Raw genomic sequence first — 15,875 nt, 5'->3', positions numbered from 1 at the left:
CAGCGCACCTGGCAAAAGAAGTACAGGTGTGCACTGAAATGTTATTTTCCGGCCCTGGGGCGGTCCTGTCCAGTCTTTAAGACTGCCGCACTTTAGCATTTATCGCCAGTCGCAACTGCCTGACCGGGCAACCAGCGGCGCAGGATGCGCTGTAGATCGGTACGTTTGAACGGCTTGCTCAGGTAATCGTTCATTCCGGCGGCCAGGCAGCGTTCGCGGTCGCCCTGCAGCGCGCTGGCGGTCAGGGCGATGATTGGCAGTCCTTCGCCGTGGGGCAGCAGGCGGATGCGACGGGTAGCCTCGTATCCGTCCACCTGGGGCAGGCGGCAATCCATCAGCACCGCGGCGAAGCGTTGCTGGTCGACCAGATCGATCGCCTGGGCGCCGTCCATGGCCAGGCTGACCTCGAAGCCCAGGCTGCGCAGCATGGCCTCGATGACGCTCTGGTTGACCGGATTGTCCTCCACCAGCAGGATCCGCCCGCCGCCCTCAGCCGTCGCCTGGTCTTGTGTGGCGGCACCGGGCAGGACGCTGGGTGTGCTGGCCAGTGCCAGTGGCATTTCCAGGGTGAAGGTCGAGCCCAGGCCTTCGCGGCTCTCGCCGCGCAGCTGGCCACCCATGCGTTCCGCCAGGGTGCGGGCGATCGACAGGCCCAGGCCGGTACCGCCGTAGCGGCGGGAGATGGTGTTGTCGGCTTGCTGGAAGGCCACGAACATCATCTCCAGGCGGTTGCTGTCGATGCCGATGCCGGTGTCGCGCACGGTGCAGGTCAGCCAGATCAGCTGGCGGTCGAGCACTTGCCAGCGCGCCTCGATCGCCACTTCGCCACGCTCGGTGAATTTCAGGGCGTTGCCCACCAGGTTGAGCAGGATCTGGCGGATCCGCGTCGGGTCGCCCACCACCTGCAGTTGGTGCATGCCGGGGGGCAGTTGCAGGCGCAGGTCGAGGTTGCGCTGCTGGGCGGTGTGCTGGAACGACTGCACGCTGCTGGTGATGAGCTCGCCGAGGTTGAAATCGATGAGCTCCAGTTCGAGGGTGGTGCGCTCGATCCGCGAGAAATCGAGGATGTCGTTGATCACCTTGAGCAGGTGCCCGGTGGATTCGCTGGCCACCGCGGTGTATTCGGCCTGCTCGCCGGTCAGTTCGGTGGTCTCGAGCAACTGCAGCATGCCCAGCACACCGTTCATGGGTGTGCGCAGCTCGTGGCTCATCATCGCCAGGAAGTCCGACTTGGCGCGGTTGGCCTGCTCGGCCTCTTCGCGAGCCTGGATCAGTTGGCCCATGGCCTGTTGTTGTTCATGAGCGGCCTGGTCCAGGGCGCTGGCCAGGTTGTTGATGTGCCGGGCCAGGTGGCCCAGTTCGCTGTCGTCGACTACCGGCAGGGGCGCGTTGAAGTCGCCTTGCTGGATGGCGCGGACCGCATGGCCCATTTCGCTGATCGGCCTGGACAGGCTGGTGGCCAGGCGCCGGGCGAGCAGGAAAGTGAACAGCAGGGCGAACAGTGCGAGGATTGCGGCCTTGATCACGATCTCCTGTTGGCGCTGGCTGAAGGCATCGTCGGACATGCCGACGATCACCCGCCCCAGGTAGTCGTCGCCGATGTTTGGCGGCGGGCTCTTGCCTTGCAGGAAGTCGTTGTCCAGGCGGATCTGCTGCAGGCGGATCGGCGCCTGGAACACCTCGACCCGCTGGGCGCGGCTGAGGCTTTCATCGGGCTGCTCGACGTACACCAGGATATGGTTGCGGCTGTCCTGCACCTCGAGGAAACGCACGTGGGGAATGCTCAAGGTGGCGCGCATCAGGCTTTCGAGCACTTCGTTGTTGCCCGAGATCACCCCGTACTCGGACGCCGGCGCCAGCTGGTTGGCGATCAGCTGCCCGGTGTGGTTGAGCTCCTGGCGCAAGTCCTGGATGCGTACGAAGGTGAAGAAACTGATCAGCAGCAGGGTCAGCAACAGCGCGGGGCCCAGGCTGATGATCTGAGTGCGGGTGTGGATGTCCCAGCTCAGGCGCTTGCTCATGGGGTGGGGGTTCCTTCGGCAAGGGCCAGGGCGGCGGCTTCCGGGTCGATCGCTTCCAGGCCCAGGGCGCGGGCCACTTGCTGGTTGCCGCTGACACCAAAGTGCGTGGGGTAGAGGCTGCGCGGCCAGCGGGCCGGTGGCTGGTCGAGCAACTGCTCGAGCACCGCCAGCCAATCGTCCTGGTCGCTGTAGGTGCTGGCCAGGGCGCCGGCGCGGACGAAGCCGACGTTCGGGCCGATCAGCGCCATCTGCCGGCCATAGCTGCTGAGCAGCACGTTCTTGGCCGACTTGGAGTTGTACAGCTCGGGGTCGTCCAGCCCCAGCAGCACATCACTGTTGTTCAGCAACTGCTGCAAGGGGCGGCTGTCGCGCACGTCGGGCCAGTCCTGGGCGACGATCTCCAGGCCCAGCGGGCGGGCTGCCTGGCGCAGCTCGTCGAGCAGGAAGCGGCTGTGTTCGCCATACAGCACGCCGATGCGCCGCGCCTGCGGCAGCAGGTAGCGGGCCAGGCGCAGTTGCCGGGCCAGGGGCGGGTCGCTCCACAGTAGGGTGAGGTAGGCGGGGCGCGACACCCCCAGGCGTTGCTCGGCCTGGACCCGGCTGATGCGCAGCGCCAGTGCCAATGGCCCGGTTGCCTCCGTCAGTCGCCACTCCAAGGCCGGGATGTCGAGCAGCACCAGGCGGGTGTCGGCCTTGAGCTTGCCCGGGGCAGGCAGCTGCTCGACGGTCTGGAACCGCACCTGGTCATGGGGCCTGCGCTTTTCCAGGGCTGCGACGAAGCCGCGGATGCCGGGCTGGTCTTCGCCGCCCACCAGCAGGATCTCGCTGGCCGACAGTGATCCCAAGGGCCACAGGCACAGCAGCAGCAGGCGCAGCACGCGCAGCATCAGAATTCCAGCTCCGCGCTGACACTCAGGCGGTGGCGGCTGTCATAACGGTTCTGTTCGAGAGTGACCGGTTCGTCATCCAGGCGCTGCTGCCACAGCGCGGCCAGTTCCAGATTGCTGCCCTGGATCTTGAAGCGCTTGGCCACGCGCAGGTCGACCCGCTCGTAGCGGTACCGGTTGAGGGCATCGTCGCCGTAATAGAAGAGGGCGCTGGACCAGCCCTCGCCCCAATCGCGCAGCCAGCCGGCCGAGCCGCTGTTGCGGGCACTCAGGCGGCGATCGGCCGAGTTGCTGGCCCAGGCGTCGACATAGGCATAGGTCAGGCGCAGGCGGTCGCGCTGGGTGGCGCGCCAGTCGAACTGCGCCTCGCTGCCGCTGAAACGGGCTTTGTTGGCATTGCTGGCGATGAACTGGTTGTTCTTCAACGGCTCGCTGATCATGCCGGTGATTTCGTCGTAGAACAGTTTCACGTCGACATTCAGGTCGATGTCGCTGAAGGCGCCGTTGTAGCCGAGCTCTCGTGAACGCATGCGCTCCTGGTCGAGGTTGCCGGGGCCGCTGGTCTTGACGAAATACTCGCCGTTCTGCAAGCCGTACAGGTTGGGCGAGAGGCCCTTGACTGTGTAGCTCCAGTTGACGTTGTTCTCGAACATGTCCGGCGAGCGAATGGCCTCGGAATACACCGCGCGCAGGCCGTGGCGAGGGGTGATCAGGTAGTTCACCGCCACGCGCGGGGTGAGCGAATTGCCCGACAATTGCGAATGTTCGTACATCGCGCCGCCCTGGACGATCCAGTGCTCGTCGGCGCGCCATTCGAGCTGGCCGAACAGGCGCCAGGTCTGGTCGTCGATGCTGCCGTTGAAGTAGGTCTGCGAATCGGCGCGGTCGTAGCGGTAGTTCATGCCGCTGACCAGGCGCAGGCTGTCGGTGAGGCTCAGGGTGTCCTGGATTTCCAGGTCATAGCGGGTTTCACGGGTGCTCTGGTCGACGTCGCCGCAGATCGTGTTGCTGCCACCGCTGGCCCATTGGTTCTGCACCTGGCCCGTCAGCGAACCGAGCACGGGGTCGCTGGTGCTGGGCAGGTTGCCGGTGTACAGGTTGCGCGCGACCTTCTCGGCGAAGTTCGGGTCGAGCTGCCACAGGCGTGTCAGCTCGGGGCTGAAGGCAATTGCCGCATCGCAGGCGCGCCATACCTGCTGGCGGTCGAAGCGCTGCGCCGAACCCTGCACGTACAGGCTGTGCTCGGGGTTGAGGTCGAGGTTCCAGCGCACCGAGCCTGCGTAGTCCTTGGCGTTGACGTCGGCGTTGTCGCCGGCCCGGTAATTGCCGAACACTGGCTGGTAGGTATAAGGCCGCTGGTTGCTGCCTTCCTTGGCCGCCAGTTGCCATTCCAGCGTCTGGTTCGGCGCCAGGGTGTGGCTGGCACTGATGTTGATGCGGTTTAGCCGGCGGCTGTCGCGGTAGTCGCGGCCGAACTGGTCCTGGTCGAAGCCGTCGTCCTGCTGGCCGGAGAGCGACAGGCGCAGGTCACCGGTGTCCCAGCCGAAGCCTTGGCTGGCGTAGTAGTCGTTGATGCCATCCTGGCCGCGGGTCAGCTTGACCCGCGTGCCATGGCTGTCGGCCGGGTTGCGGGTGAGGATGTTGACCACCGCCATCAGTGCGTTGGCGCCGTAGCTGACGGTGTTCGGGCCGCGGAACACCTCGATGCGCTCGATATCCTCGATGGCCACGGGGATGTCGCTCCAGTCCACCGTGGCCAGGCCGGCGCGGTACACCGAGCGGCCATCGATCAGCACCTGCATGCGCCGGGCGTCGCTGACGTTGCTGCCATGGTAGTTGACCGTCGGCTGGTTGCCGGCGCCGTAGCCGATCATCATGCCCGGCACCAGGCGCAGCAGCTCGGGGATGTCGCGGGCACCGCTGGCACGGATCAGCTCGTTGTCGAGCACGGTCATGCTGCCCGGAACCGCCGCCGGGGATTGTTTCAGGCGCGTGGCGGTCAGAACCTGCGGCAGGTCCTGGTTGTCGATGAACAGGTCATCGGCCACGGCCGGGCCGCCCAGCAGGGCAGTCAGCAACAGCAGGCGAGGGTACGGGGGCGTGCCAGGGAACACGAAACGGCCTTGTTTCAGAGATCAATCAGGCATGTTAACCGACCGTGCGGCTTTTGCCAGTGACCGCGACACCATGACAGGCCCGCCCTGCGAATGGGCGGGTACTGCCACTGGCTCTGGCGCATGCGCGCCGTATAATGCGCACGTCGCCACTTACTTTATTGGTTAACGGATTGGATATGACTGAACAGCAACCTGTTGCAGTTCTTGGAGGCGGCAGCTTCGGCACCGCCGTGGCGAACCTCTTGGCACAGAACGGCCATCCGGTACGGCAGTGGATGCGCGACCCGGCGCAAGCCGAGGCAATGCGTGTCGACCGCGAGAATCCGCGTTACCTCAAGGGCATCCGCCTGCATGATGGCGTCGAACCGGTCAACGACCTGCTCGCCACCCTGCTGGGCAGCGCGCTGATCTTCGTCGCCTTGCCCTCCAGCGCCTTGCGCAGCGTGCTGGCACCCCACGCCGAGCTGCTGCGCGGCAAGGGCCTGGTCAGCCTGACCAAGGGCATCGAGGCGAACACCTTCAAGCTGATGAGCCAGATCCTCGAAGAGATCGCTCCCCAGGCACGCATCGGCGTGCTGTCAGGCCCCAACCTGGCCCGCGAGATCGCCGAGCATGCGTTGACCGCCACCGTGGTCGCCAGCGAGGACGAAGTGCTGTGCCAGCAGGTGCAGGCGGTGCTGCATGGCCGCACGTTCCGTGTCTACGCCAGCAGCGATCGCTTCGGCGTCGAGCTGGGCGGCGCGTTGAAGAACGTCTACGCCATCATCGCCGGCATGGCCGTGGCCCTGGGGATGGGCGAGAACACCAAGAGCATGCTGATTACCCGGGCCCTGGCCGAGATGACCCGCTTCGCCGTGAGCCAGGGCGCCAACCCCATGACCTTCCTCGGCCTGGCCGGGGTTGGCGACCTGATCGTCACCTGTTCCTCGCCCAAGAGCCGCAACTACCAGGTTGGCCATGCGCTTGGCCAGGGCCTGAGCCTCGAGCAGGCGGTCAGCCGCCTGGGCGAGGTGGCCGAAGGCGTCAACACCCTCAAGGTGCTCAAGGCCAAGGCCCAGGAAGTGGGCGTGTACATGCCGCTGGTGGCGGGGCTGCACGCGATCCTGTTCGAAGGCCGCACGCTCAACCAGGTGATCGAGCACCTGATGCGCGCCGAGCCCAAGACCGATGTCGATTTCATTTCCACCAGCGGTTTCAACTGAGGGAGAAACGTATGAACGATACCCCGGAGCGCGCCCAGCGCGAGTCGATCATCCTGCGCGTGCTGTGGATGCTGGTGTTCCTGGTGGCCTGGCAACTGGCCGAGCTGCTGCTTGGCGGCCTGGTGCTGGTGCAACTGATCTACCGCCTGATCTACGGCGCGCCCAGCGCCAGCCTGATGAACTTCGGTGACAGCCTGAGCCAGTACCTGGCACAGATCGGCCGTTTCGGCACTTTCCATAGCGACCAGAAACCCTGGCCGTTCGCCGACTGGCCGACCCCGCGCACCCCGGAAGGCGAAGCGCCCCACGCCGTCGCCCCGGCGCCACACCCGGTGCGTGACGAGGAGCCCAAGCTGTGAAGCTCTGGGTGCTGCGTCACGGCGAGGCCGAGCCAAGGGCCAACAGCGACGCCGAGCGGCGCCTGACCGCCCACGGTCGCGAGCAGGTGCTGCGCAGCGCTGCGCACCTGTTGGGCCAGCCGTTGCAGGCAATCATCGCCAGCCCCTACGTGCGTGCCCAGCAGACCGCCGCCCTGGTGCACGGCGCCCTCGGTTTTTCTGAGCCGGTGCGTACCGTGCCGTGGCTGACGCCAGAGAGCGACGTGCAGCAGGTGATCGGCGAGATCGAGCGCCTGGGGCTCGAGCATGTCCTGCTGGTCAGCCACCAACCCCTGGTGGGCAACCTGGTTGGTCAGCTTGAGCACGGCCATGGCCAGCAACCTGCACCGTTGAGCACGGCCAGCCTGGCCGAGCTGGAGGGCGACTGGCCACTGGCCGGCCTGATGACCCTGCGCAGCCTCAACCACGCCGGCTGACACCTGGCAACTGGCATTTATGCCAGTTGCCGTTCGGGTGGTGCGGGCCTTAGCGTGGCGGCGTGCATGATCGCAACGCCGCGCAAGGAATCATGGATGAGCAGGCAACGCCTGGAGCTGGTGCGCTCCGTCAATCCCCAGAGCGTGATCGACAAGCTGGACAGCCCCGCTGCGCTGGACTTCGCCGAGTACTGCCTGTTGCGCGACTGTGCCGATGCCAAGCTTGACCAGCTGCTGCGCCGCTTCGAAGGCCAGTACGAGCTCGAGCAACTGCGCCAGTCCGGCATCCGCATGGCGCACCTGCTGCAATCCAGTTGCCTGGCGCTGCGCCGGCTGGTGGAAACTCAGCAGGACCGCCAGCTGGCCCGCGAAGCCCTCGAGTGGCAACTGGCCTATATGCGTGCCTGCCTGCACCGTTCGATGGCCAGCTTCTAGTCGCGATGACCTGATCGTCACTGGCGATGACCGTTCAGGACGTTGCCGCCAGCCGATCGCTTGCCGACAATGGGCCATCCATCCCCGTGCAGAGCAGGCGGCCATGTCGCAGCAGATCTTCTTCGCCCACGCCAACGGCTTCCCTTCGGCCACCTACGGCAAGCTGTTTGCCGCGCTGGCGCCGGACTACCAGGTGCATCACCTGGAACAGCACGCCCACGATCCGCGCTTTCCGGTCAACGACAACTGGCAGAACCTGGTGGACGAGCTGCTGCATCACCTTGAGCAGCAGGATGCGCCGGTCTGGGGCGTCGGCCACTCCCTGGGCGGCGTGCTGCACCTGCATGCGGCGCTGCGTTGCCCGGAGTTCTATCGCGGGGTGGTGATGCTCGATTCTCCGGTGCTGACCCGCGCCGACGAATGGCTGATCCAGGCCGCCAAGCGCCTGGGCTTCATCGACCGCATCACTCCGGCCGGGCGTACCCTGGGCCGGCGCGAGGCCTTTCCCGACCGCGACAGTGCCCGCCGTTACTTTACCGGCAAGACCCTGTTCCGCCACTTCGACCCGGAGTGCCTGGAAGCCTACCTGGAGCATGGCCTGGCGCAGGACGAGGACGGTCTGCGCCTGCGCTTCGACCCGGCCACCGAAATCAGCATCTACCGCAGCATTCCGCATGTCAGCCCAGCCAGGCCTCGCCAGTTGCAGGTGCCCTTGGCGATGGTGCGTGGCGCCCAGAGCCGGGTGATTCGCAAGCACCACGCCCTGGCCGTGCGCGGCATGGCCATGGGCGAGTATCACAGCCTGCCGGGCGGGCACATGTTCCCGCTGGAGCGGCCCACCGACACCGCCAGCCTGATCAAGGGCCTGTTCGAGCGCTGGAGCCAGGCATGAGCGCCCAGGTCGAGGAGATCCGCCTGACGCTGGGCCATATCGAACTGGCCGCGCACCTGTTCGGCCCGGCCGACGGCCTGCCGGTGATCGCCCTGCATGGCTGGCTGGACAACGCCAACAGCTTCGCGCGCCTGGCGCCGCAGCTGCAGGGGCTGCGCATCGTCGCCCTGGACCTGGCCGGGCACGGCTATTCCGGGCATCGACCGGTCGGTGCCGGCTACGCCCTGGCCGACTATGCCCATGACGTGTTGCGGGTTGCCGAACAGCTCGGCTGGGCGCGCTTTGGCCTGCTCGGCCATTCGCTGGGCGCGATTATTTCGGTGCAACTAGCCGGGGCCTTGCCCGAACGAGTCAGCCATCTGGCATTGATCGACGGGGTGATCCCGCCGACGCTCAGCGAACAGGACGCCGCCGAGCGCCTGGGGCTGGCCTTGCAGGCGCAAATGCGCCTGGAGGGCAAGCGCAAGTCGGTGTACGCGACCCTGGAGGAGGGCGTCGAAGCGCGCATGAAGGGCATGGTCGCGGTCAGTCGCGAAGCCGCCGAGCTGCTGGCCCAGCGCGGCCTGATGCCGGTGCCAGGCGGCTACAGCTGGCGCAGCGACAGTCGCCTCACCTTGCCTTCGCCCATCCGGCTGAACCACGACCAGGCCATGGCCTTCGTCAAGCGTATCGCCTGCCCGGCCTGCCTGGTGGTGGCCGCCGACGGCATGCTGGCGCGCCACACGGAACTGCTGGAGCAGCTACCCTTCGAGCAGGTGACCTTGCCGGGCGGGCACCATCTGCACCTGAACGACGCCGAGGGCGCGGCCCTTGTCGCAGACTGTTTCAATCGCTTCTTTGGCATTCCTTGACTTGCACCGGACAAGTGTCGAGGCTTGGCGGGTTGAAAGGGAGACAACCATGTACATGCCAGACATCCACGCACCTTGCCCCGCCACCTGCGAGGGCGGTCGATGAGCGCACCTGTTTTCGTTCGCGGCGCCGTCGCCGCCTGCCTCGCCATCGCCAGCCCCTTGCTCTGGGCCGGCAGCCTGCCGGTACCACCCGACGCCAAGGTGGTCGACCAACGCCCGGCAGTGGAGCAGGAGCGTGTCTACCCCATGGGTCCGCTGCGCAAGATCAGCGGCCGGCTACGGGTCGAGGACAAAGTCGAAAGTCGCGGCCAGGTGAGTTCCGTGACCTACGAGCTGCCGGTTGAGCGCAGCGCCCGCGAAGCCTTCACCAGTGCCCGTGAGGCGTTGCAGCAGGACGGTGGCTACCCGTTGTTCTGGTGCCAGGGCCGCGATTGCGGCGAGGCCAGCCTGTGGGCCAACGACGTGTTCGCCAACGCCCGCCTCAATGGTGGTGACGAACAGCAGGCATTCATCCTGTTGCGCCGCTCCGCCGAAGAAGCCGACACCCTGGTGGCGCTGTACAGCGTGACGCGCGGCAACCGCCGCGCCTACCTGCATGTCGAGGAGTTCGTCGCCGGCAACCCGCTGGGCGAGCTGCTGCCCACCGCCGCCACGGTGCTGCGCGAACTGCGCGACACCGGCAAGCTCGACTACCCTGACCTGGCCGAGCCCCAGGCCGCCTGGGCGACGCTGCTGGCCCGCAGCCTGAACCTCGACAGCACCCTGCGCGCCAGCCTCAGTGGCAAGGGCGCCGAAGCCTGGCGCGAGCAACTGGTCAAGGCCGGCGTGCGCAGCGCCCGGCTGGAGGTGGGCGATGCTCCGACCGAAGGCCTGCACCTGGAACTGATCCGTTGAGTGAGGGCCACCATGGCCAACAATGACCGCCTGTTGATCCAGATCCTGCTGCTCACCTTGCTGGGCGCCGCGCTGTGGGTGATGGCGCCGTTCATCTCGGCGCTGCTGTGGGGCGCCATCCTGGCCTTCGCCAGCTGGCCGCTGATGCGCCTGTTGACCCGCGTGCTGGGCGGCCGGGAAACCCTTGCCGCGAGTCTGCTGACCACGGTGTGGATCCTGCTGGTGGCCATGCCGCTGGTGTGGCTGGGTTTCAACCTGGCCGACCATGTGCGTGATGCCACCGCGTTCATTCGCGATGTGCAGGTCGATGGCCTGCCGGACGCGCCCGCCTGGGTGGCCGGTATCCCATTCGTGGGCGAGCGCCTGGTTGGCTGGTGGGAGTCCTTCGACCAGCAAGGGGCGGCCTTGCTGGCCTCGGCCAAGCCGTACCTTGGCCAGGTCGGCAACTGGTTGCTGGCCCGCAGCGCGCAGATCGGCGGTGGGGTGCTCGAGCTGACCCTGAGCCTGGTGTTCGTGTTCTTCTTCTACCGCGACGGGCCACGCCTGGCGGCGTTCGTGCACCGCCTGCTGCAACGGCTGGTGGGCGAGCGCGCCGAGTACTACGTCGACCTGGTCGCCGGCACCGTGCAGCGGGTGGTCAATGGTGTGATCGGTACTGCGGCGGCTCAGGCCCTGCTGGCGCTGATCGGCTTCCTGATCGCCGGCGTGCCGGGGGCCATTGTGCTGGGCCTGGTGACTTTCATGCTCAGCCTGATTCCCATGGGCCCACCACTGGCATGGATACCGGCCACCGCCTGGCTGGTCTGGAAGGGCGACTACGGCATGGCGGTGTTCCTGGGCATCTGGGGCACCTTCATCATCAGTGGCGTGGACAACGTGCTCAAGCCATACCTGATCAGCCGCGGCGGTAACCTGCCGCTGGTCATCGTGCTGCTCGGGGTGTTCGGCGGCCTGATCGCGTTCGGCTTCATCGGGCTGTTCATCGGGCCGACCTTGCTGGCGGTGGGGTACAGCCTGCTGCTGGACTGGAGCCGCAATACCGCGCAGCACACGCCGCAGCGTTGATCTCCATCGCGGGCTTGCCCCGCGATACATCAGCGATCTTTACGCTTTCTTTATGTCCTGACCCGACCCCCCATCTCGCCCCTTTACGCCCCTCCCTCGGACAATTTCCCCAAAGCGGCCTTCACGCCGCAACTAGGGGAGATTGCACATGTACATGCTCGACGGGCTGTCACTGCTTCTGGCGGTGGCGTTGGCGGTTTACCTGCTGGTGGCGCTGCTGCGCGCCGATCGCGGCTAAGGGGCGACCATGCACAGTTACGATTACCTGCTGCTGCTGGCGTTCTTCGCCATCGTGCTGCTGCCGGCGCCCTGGCTTGGGCGCTTCTACTTCAAGGTCATGGAGGGCCAGCGTACCTGGCTGTCGCCGCTCCTTGGCCCGGTGGAGCGGGGCTGTTACCGTGTGGCCGGCGTGCGCGCCGACCAGGAGCAGAGCTGGAAGCAGTACACCCTGGCCCTGCTGGCCTTCAACCTGGCCGGTTTTTTGATGGTGTTCGGCGTACTGCAACTGCAGGGCAGCCTGCCGCTCAACCCGCAGCACTTGCCGGGCCAGGAATGGTCGCTGGCGTTCAACACCGCGGTCAGCTTCATGACCAACACCAACTGGCAGGCCTACAGCGGTGAAGCCTCGGTCAGCTATCTGAGCCAGATGATCGGCCTTACCGTGCAGAACTTCGTCAGCGCCGCCACGGGCCTTGCCGTGCTGGTTGCCCTGTGCCGGGGCATCGCCCGCCGTTCGGCCAGCACCCTGGGCAACTTCTGGGTCGACCTGACCCGCGCCACCCTCTACGGCCTGCTGCCGCTTTGCCTGGTGTTGGCGCTGCTGCTGGTCTGGCAAGGCGTGCCGCAGACCTTTGCCGACTACGTCCACGCCGTGACCCTGCAAGGCACCGACCAGACCATCCCGCTGGGCCCAGCCGCCAGCCAGATCGCCATCAAGCAGTTGGGCACCAACGGTGGTGGTTTCTTCGGCGTCAACTCGGCTCACCCGTTCGAGAACCCCACGGCCTGGAGCAACCTGTTCGAAGTGGCTTCGATCATCCTGATCCCAGTGGCTCTGGTGTTCACCTTTGGCCACTACGTGAAGGACCTGCGTCAGAGCCGCGCGATCATCGCCTGTATGCTCGCGCTGTTCCTGATCGGCGGCAGCACCGCGCTGTGGTCGGAACACCAGCCCAACCCGGCCCTGGAAAGCGCCCAGGTGCAGCAGAGCGCGCCACTCGAAGGCAAGGAGAGCCGTTTCGGCACTACCGGCTCCGTACTGTGGACGGTGACCACCACCTCGGCCTCCAACGGTTCGGTCAACGCCATGCATGATAGCCTCAACCCGCTGACCGGCATGGTGGCGATGGTCAACATGATGCTTGGCGAGGTGATCTTCGGCGGCGTCGGCGCGGGCCTCTACGGCATGCTGCTGTTCGTGCTGATCGCCGTGTTCCTGGCCGGCCTGATGATCGGCCGCACCCCGGAATACCTGGGCAAGAAGCTGCAGGCCCGTGAAGTACAGCTGTTGGTGGCGACCCTGCTGGTGATGCCGGTGGGCGTGCTGGTGCTCGGCGCCATCGCCGCCAGCCTGCCAGGGCCTGCCGGTGCGGTGACCAACCCCGGGGCCCACGGCTTCAGCCAACTGTTGTACGCCTACACCTCGGGTACCGCCAACAATGGCTCGGCCTTCGCCGGCTTCGGCGCCAACACCCCGTTCCACAACGTGATGATCGGCCTGGCCATGCTAATCGGCCGCTTCGGCTACATCCTGCCGGTGCTGGCCCTGGCCGGCAGCCTGGCCGCCAAGAAGAGCGCGCCGCAAGGCCTGAACAGCTTCCCCACCCACGGCCCGTTGTTCACCACGCTGCTGCTGGTGACCATCCTGCTGGTCGGTGGCCTGACCTTCCTGCCGACCCTGGCCCTGGGGCCGATTGCCGAACACCTGAGCCTGGGTTTCTGAGGAACACACCATGAACATGCCCATTCCCGAAGTGAAGGCGCGTCATAGCGCCAAGGACCAGACCCGTTTCGCCGCCCTGTGGCGCCCGGCGCTGGTGCAGGCCTTCGTCAAGCTCGACCCGCGCCAGCTCAAACGCGCCCCGGTGATGCTGGTGGTGGCCCTCACTGCCATGCTGACCACCGTGCTTTGCTTCGCCCCTGAAAGTGGCGTGAGCACTTCAGTGGCCGTGCAGATCACCGTATGGCTATGGTTCACCGTGCTGTTCGCCAACTTCGCCGAAGCCCTTGCCGAAGGCCGTGGCAAGGCCCGCGCCGACAGCCTCAAGGCTGGCAGCCAGGGGCTGGCCGCCAAGCGCCGCAAGAGTGACGGTACGTTCGAGACCGTCGCCGCCACCCAGTTGCGCAAGGACGACGTGGTACGCGTGGTGGCCGGTGAGCTGATCCCCGGCGACGGCGAGGTGCTCGAAGGCATCGCCGCGGTCAACGAGGCGGCCATCACCGGCGAGTCCGCGCCAGTGATCCGCGAGTCCGGCGGCGATCGTTCGGCCGTTACCGGCAACACCCGCCTGGTCTCAGACTGGCTGCTGATCCGCATCACCAGCAACCCCGGCGAGTCGACCCTGGACCGCATGATCGCCCTGGTCGAAGGCGCCAAGCGGCAGAAGACCCCCAACGAGATCGCCCTCGACATCCTGCTGATCGGCCTGACCCTGATTTTCCTGATCGTGGTGGTGACCCTGCAGCCGTTCGCCCGTTTCGCCGGTGGCGAGTTGCCGCTGATCTTCCTCGCCGCGCTGCTGGTGACGCTGATCCCCACCACCATCGGCGGCTTGTTGTCGGCCATCGGCATCGCCGGCATGGACCGCCTGGTGCGCCTGAACGTGATCGCCCGCTCCGGCCGCGCCGTTGAAGCGGCAGGCGACGTGCACACGCTGATGCTCGACAAGACCGGCACCATCACCTTCGGCAACCGTCGCTGCAGCGCACTGCACGCAGCCTCCGGCGTGACCGCCAAGGAGCTGGGGGAGGGCGCCTTGCTCGCCTCGCTGGCCGATGACACTGCCGAAGGCAAGTCGATCGTCGAGTACCTGCGCCAGTTGCACGACTTCGCGGAACCGGCGAGCAACCAGTACGAAGCCATCGCCTTCAGCGCCGAGACGCGCCTGTCGGGTATCGACTTCCAGCAGCGCCGCTACCGCAAGGGCGCCGTCGACGCGGTACTGGCCTTCTGCGGCCTGCAACGCCTGGAGCTGCCCACCGCGCTGGCCCGTGAAGTGGAGCGCATCGCCCAGAGCGGCGGCACCCCGCTGCTGGTGTGCGTCGACAAGCACCTGCTCGGCGTAATCCACCTCAAGGACGTGGTCAAGCCCGGTATCCGCGAGCGTTTCGCCGAACTGCGCAAGCTCGGTATCCGCACCGTGATGGTCACCGGCGACAACCCGCTGACCGCCGCCGCCATTGCTGCCGAGGCGGGTGTGGACGACGTGCTCGCCGAAGCCACCCCGGAGAAGAAGCTGGCGCGGATCCGCCAGGAGCAGAACGACGGCCGCCTGGTGGCCATGTGCGGTGACGGTGCCAACGACGCCCCAGCCCTGGCCCAGGCCGACGTGGGCATGGCCATGAACGATGGCACCCAGGCGGCCCGCGAGGCCGCCAACATGGTCGACCTGGACAGCGACCCGACCAAGCTGCTGGACGTGGTACAGGTGGGCAAGGAGCTGCTGGTCACCCGTGGCGCGTTGACCACCTTCTCCATTGCCAACGACGTGGCCAAGTACTTCGCCATCCTGCCGGCGCTGTTCGCCGCCATCTACCCACAGTTGGGCGTGCTCAACCTGATGCACCTGGCCAGCCCGCAAAGCGCGATCCTCTCGGCCATTGTGTTCAACGCGCTGATCATCATCGTGCTGATCCCCCTGGCCCTGCGCGGGGTGCGGGTGCAGGCCGCCAGCGCCGCCCATTTGCTGCGGCGCAACCTGCTGATCTACGGCCTGGGCGGCATTGTCGTGCCGTTCGCCGGGATCAAGCTGATCGACATGCTGCTCACTGCGTTGCACCTGGTCTGAGGAGACTGACATGACCGCTTATGTACGCCCGGCCCTGAGCCTGATCCTGCTGATGACCGTGGTCACCGGCGCGCTGTATCCCCTGGCGGTGACCGGCATCGCCCAGGTCGCCTTCCCTGAGCAGGCCAACGGTAGCCTGTTGCGCGATGATCGGGGCGAGGTGCGCGGTTCGGCGTTGATCGCCCAGGAATTCAAGGGTGACGCTTGGTTCCAGTCGCGGCCTTCGGCGGGGGCCTATGCCACCGTGGCCAGCGGCGCCAGCAACCTGGCGCCGAGCAACCCGGCGCTGGTCGAGCGGGTCAAGACCGATGCCGCTGCGCAGTACCAGGCGCAGCAGGGGCCGGTGCCCCAGGCGCTGCTGACCACCTCGGGCAGCGGGCTGGACCCGCACCTGCCGCCCGAGGCGATCGCCTACCAGCTGCCGCGCGTGGCGGCGGCGCGGCAGGTCTCTGAGGAGCGCTTGCAAGTGCTGGTGAATGACGCCACCCTGCGTCCACTGATCGGGCCACCGGTGGTGAATGTGCTGGCATTGAACCAGGCGCTTGAGCGGTTGGCGCCGCTAGCCGCGCGCTGACGGTGGGATTTGTTCGCCGGCAAGCCGGCTCCTACGGGATTTGTGCCGTCCTGGCATGTGTCTGTAGGAGCCGGCTTGCCGGCGAACAGCTGATCCTTGAACAACCAAAGGAT

Annotated in this window: 15 protein-coding genes; 12 read left to right on the top strand and 3 right to left on the bottom strand. The window is 66.6% G+C overall.

All coding sequences use genetic code 11. The features are described from left to right. Positions 1 to 92: 92 nt before the first annotated feature. The 3 genes from ACZ9C1_RS10225 to ACZ9C1_RS10215 are packed head-to-tail and all read right to left on the bottom strand — an operon-like array spanning position 93 to position 5,022. A complete protein-coding gene (locus tag ACZ9C1_RS10225; RefSeq protein WP_277505081.1) occupies positions 93 to 2,021 on the bottom strand; it encodes a response regulator in 1,929 nt (642 codons plus the stop codon). Next, complete coding sequence (locus ACZ9C1_RS10220) at positions 2,018 to 2,908, bottom strand: ABC transporter substrate-binding protein (RefSeq protein ID WP_198755271.1); 891 nt, start codon at positions 2,906 to 2,908, stop codon at positions 2,018 to 2,020. Before ACZ9C1_RS10220 ends, ACZ9C1_RS10225 begins: the two co-directional genes overlap by 4 nt. Then, positions 2,908 to 5,022 (bottom strand): TonB-dependent receptor plug domain-containing protein, encoded by a 2,115-nt coding sequence (locus ACZ9C1_RS10215; protein WP_277505080.1) that lies wholly within the window; start codon positions 5,020 to 5,022, stop codon positions 2,908 to 2,910. The genes ACZ9C1_RS10220 and ACZ9C1_RS10215 overlap by 1 nt, the downstream gene beginning before the upstream one ends. Positions 5,023 to 5,201: 179 nt before the next feature. On the opposite strand from ACZ9C1_RS10215, the gene ACZ9C1_RS10210 reads away from it, so the two are divergent. The 12 genes from ACZ9C1_RS10210 (at position 5,202) to kdpC (ending at position 15,762) form a co-directional block, all read left to right on the top strand. Then, positions 5,202 to 6,227 (top strand): NAD(P)H-dependent glycerol-3-phosphate dehydrogenase, encoded by a 1,026-nt coding sequence (locus tag ACZ9C1_RS10210; RefSeq protein ID WP_277505079.1) that lies wholly within the window; start codon positions 5,202 to 5,204, stop codon positions 6,225 to 6,227. Positions 6,228 to 6,238: 11 nt separating this feature from the next. Then, complete coding sequence (locus tag ACZ9C1_RS10205; protein WP_038706498.1) at positions 6,239 to 6,586, top strand: DUF4389 domain-containing protein; 348 nt, start codon at positions 6,239 to 6,241, stop codon at positions 6,584 to 6,586. Beyond that, positions 6,583 to 7,041 (top strand): phosphohistidine phosphatase SixA, encoded by a 459-nt coding sequence (gene sixA / locus ACZ9C1_RS10200; protein ID WP_198755273.1) that lies wholly within the window; start codon positions 6,583 to 6,585, stop codon positions 7,039 to 7,041. The genes ACZ9C1_RS10205 and sixA overlap by 4 nt, the downstream gene beginning before the upstream one ends. A 96-nt stretch (positions 7,042 to 7,137) precedes the next feature. Further along, entirely contained in the window at positions 7,138 to 7,476 is a 339-nt protein-coding gene (locus ACZ9C1_RS10195; protein ID WP_258701438.1) for a hypothetical protein, read from the top strand. 103 nt (positions 7,477 to 7,579) lie between these two features. Beyond that, the gene (locus tag ACZ9C1_RS10190; RefSeq protein ID WP_111533207.1) at positions 7,580 to 8,368 is read left to right on the top strand and encodes an alpha/beta fold hydrolase; all 789 of its coding nucleotides are present in this window, start codon (positions 7,580 to 7,582) and stop codon (positions 8,366 to 8,368) included. Beyond that, entirely contained in the window at positions 8,365 to 9,219 is an 855-nt protein-coding gene (locus ACZ9C1_RS10185) for an alpha/beta hydrolase (protein ID WP_277505077.1), read from the top strand. Before ACZ9C1_RS10190 ends, ACZ9C1_RS10185 begins: the two co-directional genes overlap by 4 nt. A gap of 102 nt (positions 9,220 to 9,321) precedes the next feature. Next, positions 9,322 to 10,116 (top strand): DUF4892 domain-containing protein, encoded by a 795-nt coding sequence (locus ACZ9C1_RS10180; RefSeq protein ID WP_102684724.1) that lies wholly within the window; start codon positions 9,322 to 9,324, stop codon positions 10,114 to 10,116. A gap of 12 nt (positions 10,117 to 10,128) precedes the next feature. Beyond that, a complete protein-coding gene (locus ACZ9C1_RS10175; RefSeq protein WP_110704424.1) occupies positions 10,129 to 11,181 on the top strand; it encodes an AI-2E family transporter in 1,053 nt (350 codons plus the stop codon). Positions 11,182 to 11,329: 148 nt separating this feature from the next. After that, entirely contained in the window at positions 11,330 to 11,419 is a 90-nt protein-coding gene (kdpF, locus tag ACZ9C1_RS10170; protein ID WP_011534724.1) for a K(+)-transporting ATPase subunit F, read from the top strand. Positions 11,420 to 11,428: 9 nt separating this feature from the next. Next, positions 11,429 to 13,123 carry a potassium-transporting ATPase subunit KdpA gene (kdpA, locus tag ACZ9C1_RS10165; protein ID WP_476253951.1) on the top strand — a complete coding sequence of 565 codons (1,695 nt, stop codon included), beginning with the start codon at positions 11,429 to 11,431 and terminating at the stop codon, positions 13,121 to 13,123. A gap of 10 nt (positions 13,124 to 13,133) precedes the next feature. Further along, on the top strand, positions 13,134 to 15,188 hold the full coding sequence (gene kdpB / locus ACZ9C1_RS10160; protein ID WP_214500378.1) for a potassium-transporting ATPase subunit KdpB: 2,055 nt from the start codon (positions 13,134 to 13,136) through the stop codon (positions 15,186 to 15,188). Positions 15,189 to 15,198: 10 nt separating this feature from the next. Continuing rightward, positions 15,199 to 15,762: a potassium-transporting ATPase subunit KdpC gene (gene kdpC, locus ACZ9C1_RS10155; protein WP_102683718.1), complete on the top strand. Its 564-nt coding sequence runs from the start codon at positions 15,199 to 15,201 to the stop codon at positions 15,760 to 15,762. The last annotated feature ends 113 nt before the right edge of the window (positions 15,763 to 15,875 follow it).

The sequence above is a fragment of the Pseudomonas sp. TE21435 genome (assembly GCF_056279265.1).
This window is presented reverse-complemented; position numbering and strand designations above follow the sequence as displayed.

Excerpts from the sequence above, each read along its gene's own strand:
- ACZ9C1_RS10225 (WP_277505081.1), bottom strand. The coding sequence starts at position 2,021 with ATGAGCAAGCGCCTGAGCTGGGACATCCACACCCGCACTCAGATCATC.
- ACZ9C1_RS10220 (WP_198755271.1), bottom strand. The coding sequence starts at position 2,908 with ATGCTGCGCGTGCTGCGCCTGCTGCTGCTGTGCCTGTGGCCCTTGGGA.
- ACZ9C1_RS10210 (WP_277505079.1), top strand. The coding sequence starts at position 5,202 with ATGACTGAACAGCAACCTGTTGCAGTTCTTGGAGGCGGCAGCTTCGGC.
- ACZ9C1_RS10205 (WP_038706498.1), top strand. The coding sequence starts at position 6,239 with ATGAACGATACCCCGGAGCGCGCCCAGCGCGAGTCGATCATCCTGCGC.
- ACZ9C1_RS10195 (WP_258701438.1), top strand. The coding sequence starts at position 7,138 with ATGAGCAGGCAACGCCTGGAGCTGGTGCGCTCCGTCAATCCCCAGAGC.
- ACZ9C1_RS10190 (WP_111533207.1), top strand. The coding sequence starts at position 7,580 with ATGTCGCAGCAGATCTTCTTCGCCCACGCCAACGGCTTCCCTTCGGCC.
- ACZ9C1_RS10185 (WP_277505077.1), top strand. The coding sequence starts at position 8,365 with ATGAGCGCCCAGGTCGAGGAGATCCGCCTGACGCTGGGCCATATCGAA.
- ACZ9C1_RS10180 (WP_102684724.1), top strand. The coding sequence starts at position 9,322 with ATGAGCGCACCTGTTTTCGTTCGCGGCGCCGTCGCCGCCTGCCTCGCC.
- ACZ9C1_RS10175 (WP_110704424.1), top strand. The coding sequence starts at position 10,129 with ATGGCCAACAATGACCGCCTGTTGATCCAGATCCTGCTGCTCACCTTG.
- kdpF (WP_011534724.1), top strand. The coding sequence starts at position 11,330 with ATGTACATGCTCGACGGGCTGTCACTGCTTCTGGCGGTGGCGTTGGCG.
- kdpA (WP_476253951.1), top strand. The coding sequence starts at position 11,429 with ATGCACAGTTACGATTACCTGCTGCTGCTGGCGTTCTTCGCCATCGTG.
- kdpB (WP_214500378.1), top strand. The coding sequence starts at position 13,134 with ATGAACATGCCCATTCCCGAAGTGAAGGCGCGTCATAGCGCCAAGGAC.
- kdpC (WP_102683718.1), top strand. The coding sequence starts at position 15,199 with ATGACCGCTTATGTACGCCCGGCCCTGAGCCTGATCCTGCTGATGACC.